Annotated in this window: 14 protein-coding genes; all 14 read left to right on the top strand. The window is 42.4% G+C overall.

Annotated features, from left to right (window positions below):
- The first annotated feature begins 97 nt into the window (after window positions 1-97).
- The 14 genes from AAEY80_RS09415 (at window position 98) to AAEY80_RS09350 (ending at window position 18784) form a co-directional block, all read left to right on the top strand.
- Window positions 98-2077 carry an HsdM family class I SAM-dependent methyltransferase gene (locus tag AAEY80_RS09415; RefSeq protein WP_025650620.1) on the top strand — a complete coding sequence of 660 codons (1980 nt, stop codon included), beginning with the start codon at window positions 98-100 and terminating at the stop codon, window positions 2075-2077.
- Entirely contained in the window at window positions 2067-3317 is a 1251-nt protein-coding gene (locus AAEY80_RS09410; protein WP_025650621.1) for a restriction endonuclease subunit S, read from the top strand. Before AAEY80_RS09415 ends, AAEY80_RS09410 begins: the two co-directional genes overlap by 11 nt.
- Window positions 3318-3340: 23 nt before the next feature.
- On the top strand, window positions 3341-6616 hold the full coding sequence (locus tag AAEY80_RS09405) for a type I restriction endonuclease subunit R (RefSeq protein WP_025650622.1): 3276 nt from the start codon (window positions 3341-3343) through the stop codon (window positions 6614-6616).
- 740 nt (window positions 6617-7356) lie between these two features.
- Window positions 7357-8046 (top strand): hypothetical protein, encoded by a 690-nt coding sequence (locus AAEY80_RS09400; RefSeq protein ID WP_025650792.1) that lies wholly within the window; start codon window positions 7357-7359, stop codon window positions 8044-8046.
- 75 nt (window positions 8047-8121) lie between these two features.
- The gene (locus AAEY80_RS09395; protein ID WP_173238869.1) at window positions 8122-8640 is read left to right on the top strand and encodes a BLUF domain-containing protein; all 519 of its coding nucleotides are present in this window, start codon (window positions 8122-8124) and stop codon (window positions 8638-8640) included.
- Between the two features lie 66 nt (window positions 8641-8706).
- Window positions 8707-9144, top strand: coding sequence for a BLUF domain-containing protein (locus tag AAEY80_RS09390; RefSeq protein ID WP_201566193.1), 438 nt, complete (start codon window positions 8707-8709; stop codon window positions 9142-9144).
- Window positions 9145-9703: 559 nt separating this feature from the next.
- Window positions 9704-10027 (top strand): H-NS histone family protein, encoded by a 324-nt coding sequence (locus AAEY80_RS09385; RefSeq protein ID WP_025650789.1) that lies wholly within the window; start codon window positions 9704-9706, stop codon window positions 10025-10027.
- Between the two features lie 325 nt (window positions 10028-10352).
- Window positions 10353-11168: a type II secretion system protein N gene (gene gspN, locus AAEY80_RS09380; protein WP_201566192.1), complete on the top strand. Its 816-nt coding sequence runs from the start codon at window positions 10353-10355 to the stop codon at window positions 11166-11168.
- Window positions 11169-12065: a type II secretion system protein N gene (locus AAEY80_RS09375; RefSeq protein ID WP_201566191.1), complete on the top strand. Its 897-nt coding sequence runs from the start codon at window positions 11169-11171 to the stop codon at window positions 12063-12065.
- 155 nt (window positions 12066-12220) lie between these two features.
- On the top strand, window positions 12221-14491 hold the full coding sequence (gene gspD, locus AAEY80_RS09370; protein WP_350588234.1) for a type II secretion system secretin GspD: 2271 nt from the start codon (window positions 12221-12223) through the stop codon (window positions 14489-14491).
- Between the two features lie 193 nt (window positions 14492-14684).
- Complete coding sequence (locus AAEY80_RS09365) at window positions 14685-14840, top strand: hypothetical protein (protein ID WP_201566190.1); 156 nt, start codon at window positions 14685-14687, stop codon at window positions 14838-14840.
- A gap of 76 nt (window positions 14841-14916) precedes the next feature.
- On the top strand, window positions 14917-15957 hold the full coding sequence (locus tag AAEY80_RS09360; protein ID WP_350588233.1) for a TatD family hydrolase: 1041 nt from the start codon (window positions 14917-14919) through the stop codon (window positions 15955-15957).
- Window positions 15958-16075: 118 nt separating this feature from the next.
- Entirely contained in the window at window positions 16076-16945 is an 870-nt protein-coding gene (locus tag AAEY80_RS09355; protein ID WP_101212473.1) for a tRNA threonylcarbamoyladenosine dehydratase, read from the top strand.
- Window positions 16946-16966: 21 nt separating this feature from the next.
- Complete coding sequence (locus AAEY80_RS09350; RefSeq protein WP_350588232.1) at window positions 16967-18784, top strand: ATP-binding protein; 1818 nt, start codon at window positions 16967-16969, stop codon at window positions 18782-18784.
- Window positions 18785-18888 lie beyond the last annotated feature (104 nt).

Raw genomic sequence — 18888 nt, 5'->3', positions numbered from 1 at the left:
AATGTCAGTTTGCTTGGTCATTGCTTATTCTCCTGTTATGGGATTATAAGCAGTTACACAGTTTTTAGGAAACTCCCTAAAGCACTGCGGCTTCTATTTGCCACCTAAAGCACGCTACAAGTACCTGTTAGAGCTACCAGAGTCAGCAGATTTGTCAACTGAAATTTCAAATGCTATGCAGTCTATAGAGGACTTCAAAAAGGATGATAAGTTCGTCGATGTACTACCTAAAGATGAGTATGCCGCGTTTAGTCGCTTAGAAGAAGGCAAGAAAGCTTTAAAAGGTCTTTTAAGAAGCTTTTCTAATATCCCAACTGATGCCAGTGGTGATGTCTTTGGACGCATTTACGAGTATTTCTTGGGGAAGTTTGCGCTCTCAGAAGGTCAGAAAGGTGGTGAATTCTTTACGCCTACCTCTGTTGTTAAACTGATGGTAGAGGTCATCGAGCCCTATCATGGGACGGTATATGACCCTGCTTGCGGCTCAGGCGGTATGTTCGTTCAGTCACTACATTTCGTTGAGGATCGTAATGAGCAGCTTAAAGCGCATGGCGAGCTAGAAGAAAAAGACAGTACGATAGATTTGAGCGTATATGGTCAAGAGAAGACCCGTGATACGGTCAAGCTCGCTAAGATGAACTTATTCGTCAATGGCCTTAGAGGAGAGATTAGACAGGCCAACAGCTATTCAGAAGACCCTTTCGATAGTTATGAGAACTTTGATTTTATCATGGCGAATCCACCGTTTAACGTCGATGACGTATCGGTTGCTACTGTTGAAGACGATAAGCGTTTTAATACTTATGGCTTACCTCGAAAAAAGACTAAGAATAAAAAAACAGATGGTAAAGATGAAACAGTAACGAATGCGAACTACCTTTGGATCAGTTTATTTGCCACATCTCTAAAAAACCAAGCAGAAGCTGAGGCACGAAATAGTGGTCGTGCTGCGCTAGTGATGCCAAACTCTGCCTCTGATGCTCGCAATGCAGAAGAGGATATTCGTAAGCAGATCATCGAGGATAATATTATATATGGCATGCTGACGCTACCATCAAATATGTTCTATACCGTGACCCTACCAGCAACGCTATGGTTTTTTGATAAAAACAAAACCGATGACAATATATTGTTTATTGATGCGCGTAATATATTTAGACAAATTGATCGAACTCATCGTGACTTTACTGATGAGCAAATCCAAAATATTGCGATGATTGGTAAGTTACATAAAGGTCGTCGTCGCGAGTATGTCAGTTTAATAGACAGCTACTTCGGTCTTGGTATGCAGATACTGACAGAAACGGTATCTGACATCGAACCTGCTATTGAGCAGCTCAAAGCAGTGGTAGCGGGTGATAAAGCACTGAAAACAATTGTTAATACGCTAAATGACAATTGGCATGCACTTTCCCCTTTGCAAAGTAAGTATCAAGCCTATTTGGAGGCTCAGGATATAAGTCAGATCGCAAATGAAGATATTGATGACCTAAATACTGACCAGATAAGCCTTTTACAGGAGTTCAAGCCTTTCTTCAAAGCACTGCAAGATAATAATAAGCAACTAGATAAAGGTATCAGGGAAAAGGAAAAAGACAATAAAGAGCAGGTCGCTCAAGCCCGTAAAGGGCTTGCTGATGCAAAGGAAACTAATGACAAAAAGCTGATCAAAGAAAAAGACACTGATTTGAGAGCACTAACAGCTATAACTGCTGAAATAAAGGCTATAAAAGATTTACTAGCAATTATACGTAATGATAGAAAACGTGCTGAATATTATTTCAATCATATAGATTGGTTACAACAACGTTTTCCTGAAGCTCGCTATGAAGATATAACGGGACTATGTAAGCTTGCTAATCTTAAAGATATTGAGGAGCAGGGTTATTCACTTAATACAGGGCGTTATGTTGGTGTGGTGATCGAAGAAGACGGTCGTACTGAAGAAGATTTTATTGACTATATTCATGAAATGAATGAAGAGTTTATGTCTTTAAATAAGCAAGCTCAACAGTTGGAAAGTGTTCTTAATGAGAATATAAGTAAAATCTTAGAGGTGAAAGGTTATGGGAATTAATTTCCAAAAGTTGAGAGAGCTTTGTGTAATCGGAGATGGCATCCATACTTCAATAGAGAGGCAAGATTCAGGTGTACCGTACTTTACCTCCAAAAACTTTAAGCCTGATGGTTTGGATTTAACTAACGTTGATTATATATCTGAGTCAGATTATGAAAGATATTTTATAGATAAGAAGTCACTGCTAAACCCTATAAGCCAAGACATTGTGTTTGGTATTATTGGAACTATCGGAACACCATACTTAGTTAAGCCGGAAGATAGGTTTGGAATTTCAAGTAGCGTAGCTATTCTAAGGTCTAAGAAAAAAATATTACCTAAATATTTATACTTATACATGAGTTCTCATATATTCCAGTCTACTGTAGATATAATGAAGAGTGGTTCTGCTCAAGGTTTTTTGAGCCTAGAAATGATTGGGAATTTACCTATCATTGCTCCTGATTTACGGATTCAGGAGAAAATAGCAGCTATTTTACATACATATGATAATTTGATAGAAGCTAACAAACTACGCATAGGGATTTTAGAAAGAACTATTGAAGAGTTGTACAAAGAATGGTTTGTCCGTTCGCCTAAACGGAAAATGATTGAGCTTAAACCAGAATTACCTAGTAGTTGGGATTTAGTTACAGTTGAAGATCTATGTAAGGAGATTAGAAAGTCAGTAAAGTTAGAAGATTTAGATAGCAAACAGACATATCTTGGGTTAGAACATCTAAGTAGAAAAAGTATAAGCCTATATAAATCGTCAACCACTGATTCTGTTAGCAGTAATAAACTGGCTTTTCAGAAGTTTGATATATTATTTGGGAAAATAAGGCCTTATCTGCATAAAGTTTGTATAGCAAATTTTGATGGTGTTTGTTCAACTGATATTTTGGTAATCAGACCTAAAGACAATATTCACTTAATTTATTTGCTTTTTACTATATTTAGCGATGCTTTTATAGACTTAGCCAACGTATCATCAAAAGGTACTAAAATGCCTAGAGCAGATTGGGATTTCTTGAAGAAAACTGAGTTGCGCCTACCTCCTAGAGATATTCTAGAAAGTTTCAATGAAATATGCATGCCAAGAATAGACCAGATATTTATTTTCTTACAGCAAATCAAATTACTCGAGGGAATGAAAGCTGCTTTATTACCGCGTTTAGTATCGGGTGAGCTATCTGTTGATGATCTAGATATTCAATACCCACCATCTATGCAAACAAGTGATGAAGCTGAAGAAAAATAAAAAATATTCATAGGACTAGAAGTATGGCAAAAGTGACATATAATTTCATCAGTGAAGATAAAATTGAAAAAGCCTGTATTAAGTTTTTGCAGCAGCGCTATTCCTATCAGCATATCGATTGCACTACTATCGACCCTGAAGATCTCAACGATGGCTCAAAGCGTACAGATAAGCGTGACGTCGTATTCAAAGAGCGCTTAGTTGCTAAATGCATGCAGCTGAACCCTAACGTGCCTGAGGCCACCATTCTATCAGCAGTGAAGGACATCATGAGTCGGCGTGTATCGATGTCTACTCTGAAAGCCAACAAGCAGATATATAGCTATATTCGTGATGGAATTAACGTCACTTATGAAGATGCTAATGGTGTTAAGCGCGAAAATATACCTTTACGTCTCATAGACTTCGATACCCCTACTAATAATGAGTTTTTATTAGTAACACAGCTAACCATTAAGACGACTGGTCTTGAACCCATCAGAAAGTACCGTCGTCCTGATATATTGCTCTATATCAACGGCTTGCCGATTGTTTTCTTTGAGCTAAAAAACTCTAACGTCAAGCTACAAAACGCTTTGACGGATAACTTGACCAACTACAAAAACGATATCCCACAGCTATTTTTATATAATGCCTTTTGCATCCTATCTAATGCCTCAGATACTAAGATAGGGAGCTTTACCGCAGATTGGGAAAACTTCTATCCTTGGCTAAGGGTGGATAACGAGAAAGAAAAAGTAGATAAGCAGCAGATTGAAACTCATGGTAATAGCATCGAGTACTTGCTTGCAGGGCTGTTTAGGCCTGAACGGCTATTAGACTACATCGAAAACTTTATTCTATACCAAAACGAAAAAGTAAAAATTGTCGCCCAGAACCATCAGTTCTTAGGCGTTAAGCATGCTTTTGAGAACTTCCTAATTAGAGATCAATTGCAGGGGCGTTTGGGCGTATTTTGGCATACGCAAGGTTCAGGTAAGAGCTTTGCTATGGTGTTCTTTATCCGTAAAGTATTTCGTAAATGTGCAGGCAACTTTAGTTTTGTCGTCATCACTGACAGAGATGATTTAGACAAGCAGATATCCAAAAACTTCTTGGCGACGGAGGCGGTAAAAGAAACGGAGATTGCCAAACCGAAGAATAGTCATCAGATGCGTGAAATGCTAGGTCAGAATCTGAAAATCGTTTTTACACTCATTCAGAAGTTCCGTTATGAGAAGGGTGAGAAGTACCCATTACTCTATGATAAGGATGAAAGAGAAGTCATCGTTATCGTAGATGAAGCGCATCGTACCCAATACGATACGCTCGCTGACAACATGCGCTCAGGACTTAAAGGTGCACATTTCCTAGCCTTTACAGGCACACCAATTCTCAAGCAAAAAAAGACTAAGCAGTGGTTTGGTGAGTATGTGTCCGAATATACCTTTCAGCAAGCTATTGAAGACCATGCAACATTACCTTTGTTTTACGAAAAACGTGTTCCAGAGGTGCTATTACAGAATGAGGCATTGAATGAAGAGTTAGCGGAGATCTTAGAAGACGAAGATCTGTCTGATGCACAGCGAGAGAAATTAGAAAACAACTTTTCAAAAGAGCTTGAGGTCATCAAGCGTGATGACCGCTTGGATACTATAGCAGCCGACATCGTTTACCATTTCCCTCGACGTGGGTATCGTGGTAAAGGCATGGTGATATCTGTTGATCAGTTCACTACGGTTCGCATGTATGACAAGGTGACGGAGTTATGGAAAAAAGAGCAACGTAAGCTACAAGGCCGAATCAATCAAACTCAAAACGATTTGGAAAGAGTCCGTCTTAAAAATCGTCTTAAGTATATGCAAAGTATCGAAATGGCAGTCGTTATAAGCAGTCCTGCCTCTGAAAAAGAGCGGTTTGAAAAGCAGGGACTGGAAATCCAAAAGCATATCAATAGACTGACGCAGCAGCAACCCAATAGTCGAGATATAGAAGATGACTTTAAGGACGCTGAGCATCCATTACAATTGGTTTTTGTGTGTGCTATGTGGCTAACAGGCTTTGATGCTCCCACTGTCTCAACGCTGTACATTGATAAGCCTATGAAGGGTCATACGCTGATGCAAACCATCGCAAGAGCGAACCGTGTAACCTCTTTTAAGACTAGAAATGATAGCGGGCAATTGGTAGAAAAAACTAATGGTGAGATTATTGATTACTACAATGTATTCAGAAACCTTAAGTCTGCGCTAAAAGATTATGGTCAAGGCACGGATTCAGGAGATGGAACAGACCCTGTACAAGACAAGTCAGTATTAATTAACCTATTAGATGAAGCGATAGTGGAAACACTTACATTCTGTCTGTCTCATGAAGTAGATTTGACGAAAATCATTGAAGCTCAAGAAGTTTTCAAGCAAAACGCTTTGTTTGCTGATTATGCGGATATTATGCTATCGCAAGATCTCATACGTAAAACGTACAATGTGCATTTCAATGTAGTTGCTGGTCTGTATGAAGCGGCTAAGCCTACGATTCTTAGTCAACCAAGACCTATTGTCAGTGTTATGCAGTTCTTACACACGTTTATTGCCAATAAGATTGATCAAGATGATTTGGATGAGCAAGCCGTTCAGGTTTCAAGCTTACTAGATCGTAGTGTTGTAGTAGATGGTAACAATACTAGCTCAGTAGCAGAACCAGTAAGCGAGTACCAAATCACTAAAAGCGCTAGTTGGAATCTCGCTAATGTAGATTTCGAGCAGTTGAGAGCCGAATTTAAGCAAACTGAACATAAACATATCGCCATAGCAGACATGAAGAAGTTTATTGAGAAAAAAATCAAACAGATGCTTAAAACCAATCAAGGACGAGTAAATTTTGCAGAGCGTTATCGTAATATAATTGACCGATATAATGCTGGAGCAACACAAACGGAAGAGTTCTTTGAAGAGTTGCAAAAGTTTGCTCAAGACTTAAAAGAGGAAGATCATCGGCATGTCCGTGAAGGCTTGACAGAAGATGAGTTGGAAATATTTGATTTGTTGGCTAAAGATAAACTGACGAAGAAAGAGGAGCAGGCAGTTAAGCTTGCGGCTAAAGACCTTATTAAGTCTCTAATAGATGCATCACCCAAAGTATTAGTGCAGGACTGGTGGAGAGACTCTCATACTAAAGCAAAGGTTCGTTCGTTCATTGAAGAGGTTCTAGATGAAGACCTTCCTGATTCCTACGATAAAGAAATCTTCGAGAACAAGGTGACTCAGGTTTTTGATTTACTACAGCACTTGGCTATTAATGACGAAAAATGGGCTAGCTAAATTAATTGATAAATTAAGAAAAGTGTAAAGTTTAGAGCTATAAAATTGATATTATTTACAGTTTACTTTACACTTTAGGCTTTGATTTAATAAAAGACTGTATAAAACGTATGTTCTAGGGTTATTGATTTATTAATAGGTATATATAACCATTTTAACGATGATAAGAGATACCTAAGACTTATTAGTCAGTAATATATTTTAAAACCTCGCTATTAGCGGGGTTTTTTTATGGGAAAAATAAAATAATAAAAAAAATGGCACAAGCCATTGTTTAAGTTATTTAATGATGGCTTTGTCGCTATTGTGATCGTTATATAGAGACAGAATATGAATGTTAAATACCGCAGAAATATAAAGACCTAATTTTTGTTTGCAAGATATATTCTTTTTATTTCTTATAATTGCAACATCAGCAACGCATAAAAATAGAGTTGTACACTATTATTCTGATGAATTTTTATATGAAATTTATTCAAATGACCATTTATATCTTATATCAACCGTTCGTTCTATTGAATTTCACTAATGCTAACGCTTTATTAAATGTGTTGATATAATCAAAAACATGAATAATCCAGTAAAGATTAATATTTAGATACTTTAAAAAAATAAATAGTTTGTAAGAAATATTCAAAAGCTCAAGGTAGGGCAGATTTATAGCCCAAAGTATCAAGTCTTATTTAGGTGGCACTGTATTATTATCGTGTTTGCTTAAGTATCAGCGTTAGGTTTATCAGATGAATAGTAGTGATGTGTTTCGAAAAAGTGATTTGGGTCGAGAAGAAATTAAGACGCAAAGTTTGGGCGTGTTGCCGCGAGAAGCGAGAACATTGCTGATCATGATTGATGGCAAAAAAACCTATCAACATTATTTAGATTCGCTTGATAACAGTAAGATGTTCGCTGAGTTTGGTGGGATAGCACCGTTGTTTGAGCTGCTGCAAGAATTCCAGTGTATCGAGCTGATAGTAGGGGATAACGCCAGCGCTTCTAGCCAATCTTATGCGCCGCCTCAATCCGCTGAGCCACAAGTAGCGGCATCGCCACCTACGATGCCGCCTATAGCACCGCCCCCAACGCTGGCTAATGAAGACAACAAAGCATTGCAGCCTGAACCAATGCCATCGCAGAGTGATAATGCCGCTGAGTTTGACGCGACCTTTAATGATAAGTCAGACAAAACCGTACCGTTTGCTAGCTACTTTAAGCGCAAAGCCGCTGATGTGGATTTTGAAACCTTAAAGTCGGAACTAGCGACTTATATCGAAAAAAATGCAGCGCCTGAGGATGCGTGGGGTTACCTGCTAAATCTGGAGCAGTGTACTGATGCCTCGCAATTATTGGCTCTCACACAGAAGATTCAGCGCTCTACCAGTGGCAGCCTATCACGCGGTGTGGGCGAGTTTGCCAAAAAAATTAAATCTTAAATTTACCCCTTTTATCGCAGCGCTGCATTTGGCTGTCGCCTGTAAAAAAGTACCAATAACTTATCGGAGTGCCTTATGGAAGTCGCTGAGCTGTCAGAAAAAAACACGTTAAACATGTTGCATGGTGAGCATATTATCTTGCGTTTGACTTATATTAGTCGTTATAACAACGACAACCCTAATGGGGAAGTCACGCGTATCCTAGCGCAGGCGCAGCAGAATAATGAGCGTAATGGCATTACGGGCGCATTGGTCTTCAATCACAATTACTTTCTTCAAAGCATTGAAGGGGCAAGACCTGTCATCAACGAGCTACTACGCAAGCTTGTAAAAGACGAGCGACATGCTGCCTTACAGATTATCGAATGCCGCGAAGTCGAGCAGCGTCGCTGGAATAAATGGTCAATGAAATATCTTATACCAAGTGATGAGAATAAAGGGCTGGCGCTTAAGTTTTCGACGGGCACTCAATTTAATCCCTACCTTATGAGTACCAACCAAATCATGATGTTGATTGATACCTTGTCAGAGCTCCAAGAGCAAGAAGAAATAGACGCTTCTGCTAAAAAGAAATCATGGTTTGCTATTGGCTAATTGACGTTTATAAAAGCGCTAATATAAAAGTGCTACGTCCCCATTACACCGCCTAAGAGAACAGATATGACCTCACCAAATTCAGATGTACACATCTTAATGAGCATGACCTACGCCAGCCGTGCAAACCCAGACGTATCGGCGAAAGACTTTAATGAGATTTTGCAGCAAGCTCAAGCGAATAACGCTGCCAATGGCATCACGGGGATGCTGACATTTAATAAAGACTATTTTTTACAAACGGTCGAAGGGCCGAGAGCGCAGATCAATCGTTTATTATATGGTCTTATTGCTGATCAGCGTCATCACGATTTACAGGTCATTGAAACACGCGAGCTGAAGCATCGAGAATGGGCTAAGTGGTCAATGAACTATGCCTCTCCAACCGAAGCCAATGCCGCAATTTATCTAAAATACTCTACGACGATTGATTTCAATCCGTACTTATTAAGTGCCGAATCCGCTCGTGATTTGATGAGTGAGCTTAGCGCAGGACGCACCTAGGCAGTTTTGGTATTTTCTCGTTAACATCAAAATAATGAGCAGTATGAAATGATAAACATTCAAGGGTTAATTTTATATATAGTCATTCCATTATAAAAGTATTACTGCGTTAACCTCGTTTGAAGTATTAAATATACATCTACACTCGGTTGCCTTGTACTACTTTTAAATTGAATCAACTATAGCCTCCAAGAGGTTTTTATTTATTAGTGTTGTCAGGGTACTGTTTACGAGATTTTTCTTTAGCAAGTTTTGGCACACAATAGGATTATTATCGATCTTCTGTCTAATGCTATAGAAGATACATCATTGACTTAAGTTTGTTATTAATTATTTCTTATTATAGAGACGATTAATTTACTATTGTTATAACTACTGTTTTTGTTTATATTGTCTGTACTCATTAATGCCACGGCTAATACTGTTTTAATAAGTAAGAAACGGAATTGACTATTAAGTTTCGTATCATTACTTATTTATAAATTAGCAATCTTTAGTGCTTAGTAGATAAAATTATATTTATTAAGTTTATATCCCTTATCTTAAAGTTGAGTTTATTATGAATAAGAATACCACCATTGATTTAGACAGCTTAAACGTAGATGAGCTACGTGCCATCACCGAAAATGCCCAGCAGTTGATTGCCAAAAAGCAACATCAGCGTTTATATGATGCTTATATGCAGTTTGAAAAAATCGCTGAAGAGAGTAATAGCACTATCGAAGAGATTTTAAAAGCTGGTGAAACGTTAGAGAAAAAACGTAGCATCAAATATCGCAACACCGATAATAATGAAGAGACTTGGACGGGCCGTGGTCGTAAGCCGACGTGGTTGGTTGACGCGCTAGCAGCAGGTCGTAAGCTTGAAGATTTTGCTATTTAGCCATTTTAAGACCACTAAATGTATCCATGTGCTAATTGATGACACGCATTAGGTGCAAGAAAGGCAAGTAACAGTGCTACCAGTAGACTGAACGAGCCTGATGACATACCTGATTTTTAGTGGATTTAACTATATAGCAATATGTCTTCTACGCTGTTTTTATGATGTCGTTATAGCGATTGAGCTAACAGCACATCAGTAGACAGAAGCCAGTATCTTTGTTGCCAGTAATTTGGTAAAAAGATACTGGCTTTTTTTCTGTCATCTGTATGCTATTGTTTGTTATGATAATGACGTTTTTACCTTATATAAGAGTTATGTAACCGTGGCCCAAGTCTCTGCGTCGTCTCATAAGCGTCCCCGTAAGTTGTGGTGGCTATTTGGGTTTATATTATTTGCGCTATTTGCCTTATTGCAAATGCCTGCGTCGTGGCTACTTGAAAAATATGCACCCAATAGCCCTTATGTGCAGCACGTGTCGGGCAACTTATGGCAAGGCTCAGCGATTTGGCAATTGCCGTTGTCAGCGACGCCGTTGACTGGTGCGGCGAATTGGTCGTGGCAGCCTTGGCAACTATTCTTGGGTAAGTTGAGTGCGGACGTCGATATCACGACAGAGCAGACCAGATTGAACGGTCAAATAAAACTGGGTACCAGCTCATGGCAGATTGATGATATGAGCGGTAAGATTGCAGCGGAAACCTTGACCAGTGTGGTCGATTGGCAGCTGCCCAAGACGCCGATTCAAGTCAATGCGGTGTCTCTAAAACGCCAGACTGGCTCGGATAATGACTCTAATAAAAAGTCCCATGGTTTCAGTGAGGCGGATGGTCAGTTGACGTGGGTCGGCGGTGAAGTGGGCTATCCTAGTGGCGGTAAGGTTTTTTATATCACCATGCCAGCGATGCGTGCCGAGCTGAGTACGGAACAAAAAAATGATAAAAACCTGCTGCACGTTAATTTGTTGAACAATCAAGATAAGCGTTTAGGGGATCTGTATGTCGATGGCGATAATATGCTAGACGTCAGCTTGACCCAGCGTTTGTTGGAGAATATGCCTGAGTATAAAGGACAAGCTCCGCAAGATACCCCTGTCGTCAGTGTGCGCCAGCCCTTGTTAGCTGGTTTGGGGACGCGCTAAATGTCTACTGTTACCGCTAATTTAAAACCTATTATTAATATTCTGAATCGCTGCGCTGGTTGGCTGTTATTATTGGCGATTGCTTGGCTGTGCTGGACGGCGGCACGGCTATTGTGGTTGTTGCTAGCTGCGCCTTTGGCACCAGCATTGCCGCTGACTCCTTTACAAAGCGCGAATACATCCGGCGATGATTACAGTGGTTTGTTTGCTATTTTTGCCGATCCCGCTCCTATCGCGGCGGCGGTACAGCCACCCCCTAATATTGGCTTGAAAGGGGTTCTGCTCGCGATACCAGAGAGCATGTCGTCAGCCTTGTTAGATGTCAATGGTGAGGTCAAAAACTATCGCATTGGTGACAGTCTAAAGGACAGTGACTATACTCTGATCGCCGTCGATTGGAATGCCGTCATCATTGCTGATGCCAGTGATCAGCAAACCGTCATTAGAATGGTAGAGTCCATGCCACTCGACCAAAGCGATATGCTAGCAGGCGCCGTCAGCAATCAGCGTTTGCCAAACACTAATGCCTTGCCGAGCGCCTCAATCTCAGCACCAGATAATACTGAATCCACAGCAGAGACGACTCCTGAGAGTAGCCCGCAATCCGCTATTGATGAAGCCATCACGGCACTACAAGAAAACCCAGCCAGTTATCTGAGCAGGATGGGCGTTATGGCCTCAGGCGAAAACTATCAGGTGACAGCGGCGATGCCCTCAAAACTACGCAACCGCCTAGGACTGGAGCCGGGTGATCAGGTGCTGACGGTCAATGGTCAAAGTGTGGGTAATAACCCGAGCCAAGATGCTGGTATCCTACAACAAGTCCAGCAAGCGGGCGAAGCACAAATAGAGGTAAAGCGCGGCGATCAAGTGATTACGATTCGCCAGCAATTTTAGACAAATGATTTTAAGTAAACCGTTCGTCATTAAAACGGCTTTAAGTAATTAATAACTATCTGGTTGGGGCTATGCTAGCAACGCACCAGCCGACAATACTCAGTCATACTAAATTCAGTACATACTAAGCGACATCACTGTAGGTAATTATCAATATGGTAAGTTCTCATAAATTTTCAGTTACGCCTTTGCACTATACCTTACAGCGCTTGATGCGCCTATGTCGTCCTCTTTGCTTAGCCGTGCCGCTATGGGCAGCCAGTACAGGTCTCGTTAATGCTGAGAGCTGGAAAGTCAACTTACAAGATGCCGATATCAAAGCCTTTATTAATGAAGTGGCGACCATCACCGATCAAAACTTTGTGCTTGATCCACGTATCAATGGCAATGTGACGGTCATCTCCAATAAAGCCTTATCCCGTGATGAGATTTATCAGCTGTTTTTGAGCGTGATGCAAGTCAATGGTATCGCCGCGATTGATTCTGGAACGACGGTTAAACTGGTACCGGATAATGTCGCCAAGCAGTCTGGAGTCGCCGTCGATTTACGTGGTGATAGCGTCGGTGAGGCGCTAGCAACGCGCGTCATCTATTTAACCAATACTCAAGCGGCAGAGGTGCTGGGAGTCATACGACCGCTCATGCCGCAGTCGGCCCATGCTGCTGCTGTGCCGGGTGTTAATGCCTTGGTATTGTCGGATCGCGCGGATAGCTTAAACCAATTAACCGCGCTCATCCGCGATTTGGACAGCAACGTTAATGACAGCTTGCAAGTCATACCGCTACGTCATGTCGATGCCGAGCGTATGATGGAGTTGATCAGTGCTTTGGTGGCGAGTGCCGGTAGTGGGCAAGCACAAGGCGGCAATAATCAGCTCAAAGTCATTGCTGATACGTCTAGTGATCGGCTGCTGGTCAAAGGCAGTCCTGAGATGATTGCCAAGGTCCAAGAAATGGTCAATCAGCTGGATACCACGCCTACCAGACGTCTGAGTGGTTTGCGCGTCTTTCGATTGAAGTATGCCAGCGCTGGTCATATTGCAGATATGCTGCGTGGCTTACTGGCCAATCAATCCATCAATAGCGCTGGCGCGACCTCAACGTTAGAGTCGGCATCTTTGAATGATGCAAGTAGCACCGGCTCATCATTAAATAATAGCGCCAATGATATTCTTGGCAACAGCAGCATTGGTAATAATGCAGCAGCCTCTACCTCGAGTGCTAGCACTGGTGGCACGAGTACAGGTGGTACTGGGGTTGGTGGTCGACCTTTCAGTATCATCGCTGACGAAACCCAAAATGCGGTCATCGTGAATGCAGCGCCCGAGCTGATGTTTGAGATAGAAGATGCCGTCAATCAGCTAGACAGTCGCCGCGCGCAGGTGCTCATTCAAGCTGCTATCGTCGAAGTATCGGGCGATGATGCCACCCAACTGGGGGTGCAGTGGGCACTCGGTAACGCCAACAGTGGCTACGGGGTTGTCAACTTTAATAACGTTGGTGCTAGTGCAGCGTCGCTTGCGGCAGCTGCTTTGTCAGGGGGCGGTGCTGCTAGTATTAGCGCGGCTGCAGGCTCAATTGCTGGTGCGTTGATTGGAATTGGCGATAGCAGTAAGGACAGTCAAGGCAATACCCAGTTTTATGGCGCTATCTTGCAAGCGCTTGATTCGTCTACCAGTGCTAATCTGCTGTCTATGCCATCGATTTTGACACTAGACAATGAAAAAGCCAGTATTTTAGTCGGTCAAAACGTGCCCTTTGTTACCGGCTCTTACACCACCAGTGGCAACTCCTCAACCAATCCATTTCAGACTATCGACCGCCAAGATATTGGTATTAATCTGAACGTCATTCCACACATTGGTGACAATGGCACGGTGCGTTTAGAGGTGTCGCAGGAAGTGTCTTCAGTCGTGCCCGGTAGCACGGGAAATGCCAGTGGTTTGATTACCAATAAGAGCCTTATTAATACCACTATTTTAGCAGACGACCAACAGACCATCGCTCTGGGCGGTTTGATGCGGGATAACACCACCACACGTCAACAAAAAGTGCCGGGCTTGGGCAATGTGCCGGTTATCGGTCGCCTGTTTCGCTCGGACAATGACAACACGCAAAAAAGCAACTTAATCATCTTCCTACAGCCGACTATTCTACGCGATGGCGGTGCAGTGGCGAGTGTGACCGAGCGTAAATATAACCAAATGCGCGTCTTACAGCTGGTCATCGACAAGAATGGAACGATTAAGCAATTGCCATTGAGTGGTACGGAAGGCTGGAATGGGGATGTCAGTGCAGATTACGAGCTGATGCCACTGAATCCGCTCGTACCTAAGCGCGATCAAACGCCAAAAGCTACCTCGCAAGGATTTACTAAAGTAGAGAGTCCTAACAGCGGTATCACGACTTATCCTCTCAAGCATTAAACGCTAACTCACGCATATTATCCTTTCGTACGGTGTCATCAAAAACATGACACCGTACATTAGCTTGCGTATTCATAACACAGATAAACACAGCCACTACGATATCCCAGTATACTAGGAAACTTAAATATACCTTAGTACAAAGTATTCAAAGGCAATTTAGCAAATAAGTAAATAGTAAAGGGGAGTAGTAATGGCACAGCGTATAAACAAAAAAAGATGGCTTATGTTGGGCGCTGTTGCTACCGCTTTATTATTGATACCGCGACGTAGTAGTCAACGAGCAGACAGTAGCCTACAGAACGACACTAAGAATAAGACGAATAACAATTCAAATGCTAAAGATTAACTGCTCTCACTATTTATTTTATAATAAATATTTTCGTTAAAAAATCACTAATAATAATAAAATTTGGAATTTGTTAATGACTGCTCTTGATTCACCGTATATCGCTCCTCATTGTTCGTCTGCTGCTTTGCCACTGATTGACACGCATACACATTTTGACGCGCCAGTATTTGATAGCGATAGAGCGGTACAAGTAGAAAAAGCCTGTGAGCAAGGCGTGCGCCACCTTATGCTGGTGGGTTATTTATATGAGCATTTTGAACGTCTGTATGATATTAAACGCCTGATTAACGAGCAAGTTCAGGTCAATGAGAACAGTCAGGCAATTGCGACGCCAGCAGTTGCAACGGAGGCTGGCAATCAAAACCACTCGTCTCCTGAGGCTCATATCGCTCTAGGTCTACACCCTTTTTATATCACGCAGCATACAGAAGCTCATCTACAGAGTATGGCAAAGATGCTGACTGAGCAGTGCCCATTGGCAATCGGTGAGATTGGTTTGGATACTTTTACCGACGAGATGAAGCAGCCGCATATGCTGGCCAAACAAGAGCAGTTTTTTAAGGCGCAACTGGATATGGCAGTGGCGCATCAGCTACCCGTCATGCTGCATATTCGTAAAGCCCATGCTGAAGCCTTAGCGATATTAAAAGCGCACGATTATGATGCGCACAAGTTGGGCGGTGTCGCTCACAGTTTTAGTGGTGGTGAGCAAGAGGCAAAGGCCTTTGTAAAACTCGGCTTTAAGCTCGGGGTCACTGGACAAGTCACCAATCCGAATGCCAAAAAACTGCGTCGGGCGATTCAAGCAGCAGTTGATACTTATGGTCTTGAATGTTTGGTGATTGAGACGGATTGTCCGGATATGACTCCCATCATGTGCCAGCACTCAGATAGCAATCCGTCAACCAATAATCAGTCAGCGCTTGGACAAAGTCCTGATAATGAATGGGGTGATGCGCCCGCTCATAATAGGAATGTTCCTGCCAATTTGCCATGGGTGCTGCTCAGTCTCAGTGAGTTACTTGATGTGCCACCAGCTCGTCTTGCTGAGCAACTATGGCAAAACAGTTGCGATGCCTTGCGCACGCAATGGTCGTATCCTATGCAGTCATAAAAACTGCTGTTGTTCAAAGTAAAATGATATTGCCAAAAGTAAAATAGTACAGAATAAAATAAGAGCAACATAAGTTATCGTTGATTATATACCCCCTCAAAAGAGCGTTTAATCTGTTATGAGTGAAGCAAAATTATTTGACCAGTCGTTTGTAGAGCCTAATGCCGTTGAGCATTCTGTCGCTCATGACGACAGTGGTAGTGCAAGTGAGCAATACGAGCGACGTTTCCAAGGGACGAAAACTCTCTACGGTGGCTCAGCCGTTGACACCTTTGCGGCAGCGCATGTGTATGTGATTGGTATCGGAGGTGTTGGCTCTTGGGCAGCTGAAGCGCTGGCTCGTACTGCGGTTGGTACTATTACGTTGATTGATTTAGACGTATTGGTGGCTTCTAATGTCAATCGGCAATTGCCAGCGCTGGACAGCACCTTTGGTCAAAGCAAAATTGCAGCGATGGCGCAGCGCATTGCTGAGATTAACCCCAAGGTCACGGTCAATTTAATTGATGATTTTCTCACCACTGATAATGTCACTGCACTGCTGCCGAGCCGTGACGAAGCCAAGGCTGCCATTGCTCAAGGTCATCCTATTGCCGTGCTAGATTGTGTCGATGATATGAATGCCAAACTTGCTATTGCCCTGCATTGCCGTTTTAATAAACTAAAATTGGTTTGCGCAGGCGGTGCGGGTGGTAAGATAGACCCAAGCAAAATTACGGTGAGTGACTTGCGTGATAGCTATCAAGATCCATTACTCGCCAAGCTCCGCAATAAGCTGCGTCATGAAAAAGGCATTAACAGTGCTTTAAAAGAAAAATTTGGAATCAAATGCGTTTATTCCACAGAACCACCACGCGTCGATAAAAGCTGTCAAACGGGCGGTTTACACTGTGGCGGTTACGGTTCAGCGGTCGTAGTGACATCGGTTGTGGCTATGCTGATGGTGAGCGAAGCGTTACAATTATTGATAAAGCAGACAGGCGTCTGATTTTAATGAATGGAGTCCACTTTGACGATACCTAACTCACCTAAGCGCCGCTACCCGGTCGCCGCAGATGAAGTAGAGCGCATTAATAAGCTCAAAAAACATCAGGTGCTCAACAACAATGATGAGCCTGCCTTTGCGCGTCTGACTGAACTTGCCAAGTTGTTTTTTGATATGCCGGTCGTCACCATTACCTTTATGGATGAAGAAACCCAGTATCTAAAATCTGTGCACGGGCTTGGCGGGGTATGTACGACGACGCGCCAAGTGGCTATTTGCAACTATACCGTGCTGTCTGACGAGGTATTTGTGGTTGCGGATTTGACAAAAGATAGCCGCTTTAGTCAAAATCCATTGGTGACAGAATCTCCGTACCTGCGCTTTTATGCCGGGGCGCCCATTATTATGTATGAAGACAATAAGACGTACCGTTTAGGCTCTTTTTGTCTGATGGATATGAAACCCCATGATGATTTTGATAATAAGCAAGCGCAATTATTGGCGCAGTTCGCGATGATGGCAGCCGATGCGCTACAACTACAAGACAAACAACGGGTCGCCAAACATGCCAACGAGATGAAGTCGGACTTTTTGGCCAATATGAGCCATGAAATACGCACACCGATGAATGGTATTATCGGCATGGTAGAGATGCTTAGCGAGACTGATCTTAGTCACGAACAACAAGAGTATGTGGACAATATCAAAGTCTCCAATGAGCATTTGCTAGCGATTATCAACGGTATCTTGGACTTATCGAAAGTTGAGTCTGGTAAAATGACCATTGATACCATTCCGATGAATCTGTCCACCTTATGCAATGAAGTAGTCAGTCTTTTTGCGATCAAAGCTCGCCAGCGCGGCTTGATTTTAGACTACCATTATACTGAGTCGTTATCACCTTATGTGCAAGGCGATCCGGTACGTCTTAAACAAATCATGGTCAACCTTGTCAATAATGCCATCAAGTTCACCCGTGAAGGTGGGCAAGTCAGTATCGATGTCAAGCACGTGCCCAATTGCCATTGTATCGATGACAATGCTGAGAAACATGAAAGCAATGGCGGGTTTGCTGATGGGATTATTGGTGAAGAGAATATTACTAAAGAGAACATTACCAAAGAGAGTATTGCTTACGAAAACATGACTCTATGTATTGAGGTCACCGATACGGGTGTCGGTATTAAGCCTGAATCATTGGACGCGATATTCGATGCCTATGATCAAGCCAATAAATCAACCCATCGTCTTTATGGTGGTACGGGTCTGGGGCTGTCTGTATGTAAGTCTCTGGTGGATTTAATGGGTGGGCGTATCGACGTCGATAGTGTGGTCGGTGAGGGTACAACCTTCACCGTATTGTTGCCGCTCGCTACTATCGATGAGGAACAGTATGAAAATTGGCAAGTTGCCAACGACTTTACCATGACCGCCCCGAGTCAGGAGCGTTCTGGTCACATACTGTTGGTTGAAGACGATAGTGTCAATGCGACAATTGCCAAAAAAGCCTTGAGTAATAGCGGCCATACGGTCACCCACGTCACCGATGGACAGCAAGCGATTGAGGCTTTTGCTTTGTACCCTGAGCGTTATGATCTCATTTTGATGGATCATCATATGCCGATTATGGATGGCGTACAGGCGACCATTAAGTTGCATGAGCTGTATGACCCTCAAGTATTGCCACCCATTATCGCCTTGACTGCCAATGCGATGGATGGCGAGCGCCAAAAATACCTTGATGTGGGCATGCAGGACTATTGCACCAAGCCTTTTAAGCAAGAACAGTTAAATGCCTTGGTGCAATATTGGCTAATGCATAAGCAATCGTCAGCTGATTGAGTGAATAAGACAGACGTAAGGGTTGTGAATTTCCCTCGCTAGACTTGCCATCGGCTACATAGGCTTTTTCTTTCTATATCGACAGTTAAAGCAACTTGACTCAT

It is taken from the genome of Psychrobacter sp. 78a-MNA-CIBAN-0178, from assembly GCF_040309625.1.
Lineage (GTDB): Bacteria > Pseudomonadota > Gammaproteobacteria > Pseudomonadales > Moraxellaceae > Psychrobacter > Psychrobacter okhotskensis.
The sequence above is the reverse complement of the archived record's forward strand: the minus strand, read 5'-3'. Positions and strand labels throughout refer to the sequence as shown.

Coding starts and splice junctions, on each gene's coding strand:
- AAEY80_RS09405 (WP_025650622.1), top strand. CDS start 3,341: ATGGCAAAAGTGACATATAATTTCATCAGTGAAGATAAAATTGAAAAA.
- AAEY80_RS09400 (WP_025650792.1), top strand. CDS start 7,357: ATGAATAGTAGTGATGTGTTTCGAAAAAGTGATTTGGGTCGAGAAGAA.
- AAEY80_RS09365 (WP_201566190.1), top strand. CDS start 14,685: ATGGCACAGCGTATAAACAAAAAAAGATGGCTTATGTTGGGCGCTGTT.
- AAEY80_RS09410 (WP_025650621.1), top strand. CDS start 2,067: ATGGGAATTAATTTCCAAAAGTTGAGAGAGCTTTGTGTAATCGGAGAT.
- AAEY80_RS09385 (WP_025650789.1), top strand. CDS start 9,704: ATGAATAAGAATACCACCATTGATTTAGACAGCTTAAACGTAGATGAG.
- AAEY80_RS09355 (WP_101212473.1), top strand. CDS start 16,076: ATGAGTGAAGCAAAATTATTTGACCAGTCGTTTGTAGAGCCTAATGCC.
- AAEY80_RS09390 (WP_201566193.1), top strand. CDS start 8,707: ATGACCTCACCAAATTCAGATGTACACATCTTAATGAGCATGACCTAC.
- gspD (WP_350588234.1), top strand. CDS start 12,221: ATGGTAAGTTCTCATAAATTTTCAGTTACGCCTTTGCACTATACCTTA.
- AAEY80_RS09395 (WP_173238869.1), top strand. CDS start 8,122: ATGGAAGTCGCTGAGCTGTCAGAAAAAAACACGTTAAACATGTTGCAT.
- AAEY80_RS09375 (WP_201566191.1), top strand. CDS start 11,169: ATGTCTACTGTTACCGCTAATTTAAAACCTATTATTAATATTCTGAAT.
- AAEY80_RS09360 (WP_350588233.1), top strand. CDS start 14,917: ATGACTGCTCTTGATTCACCGTATATCGCTCCTCATTGTTCGTCTGCT.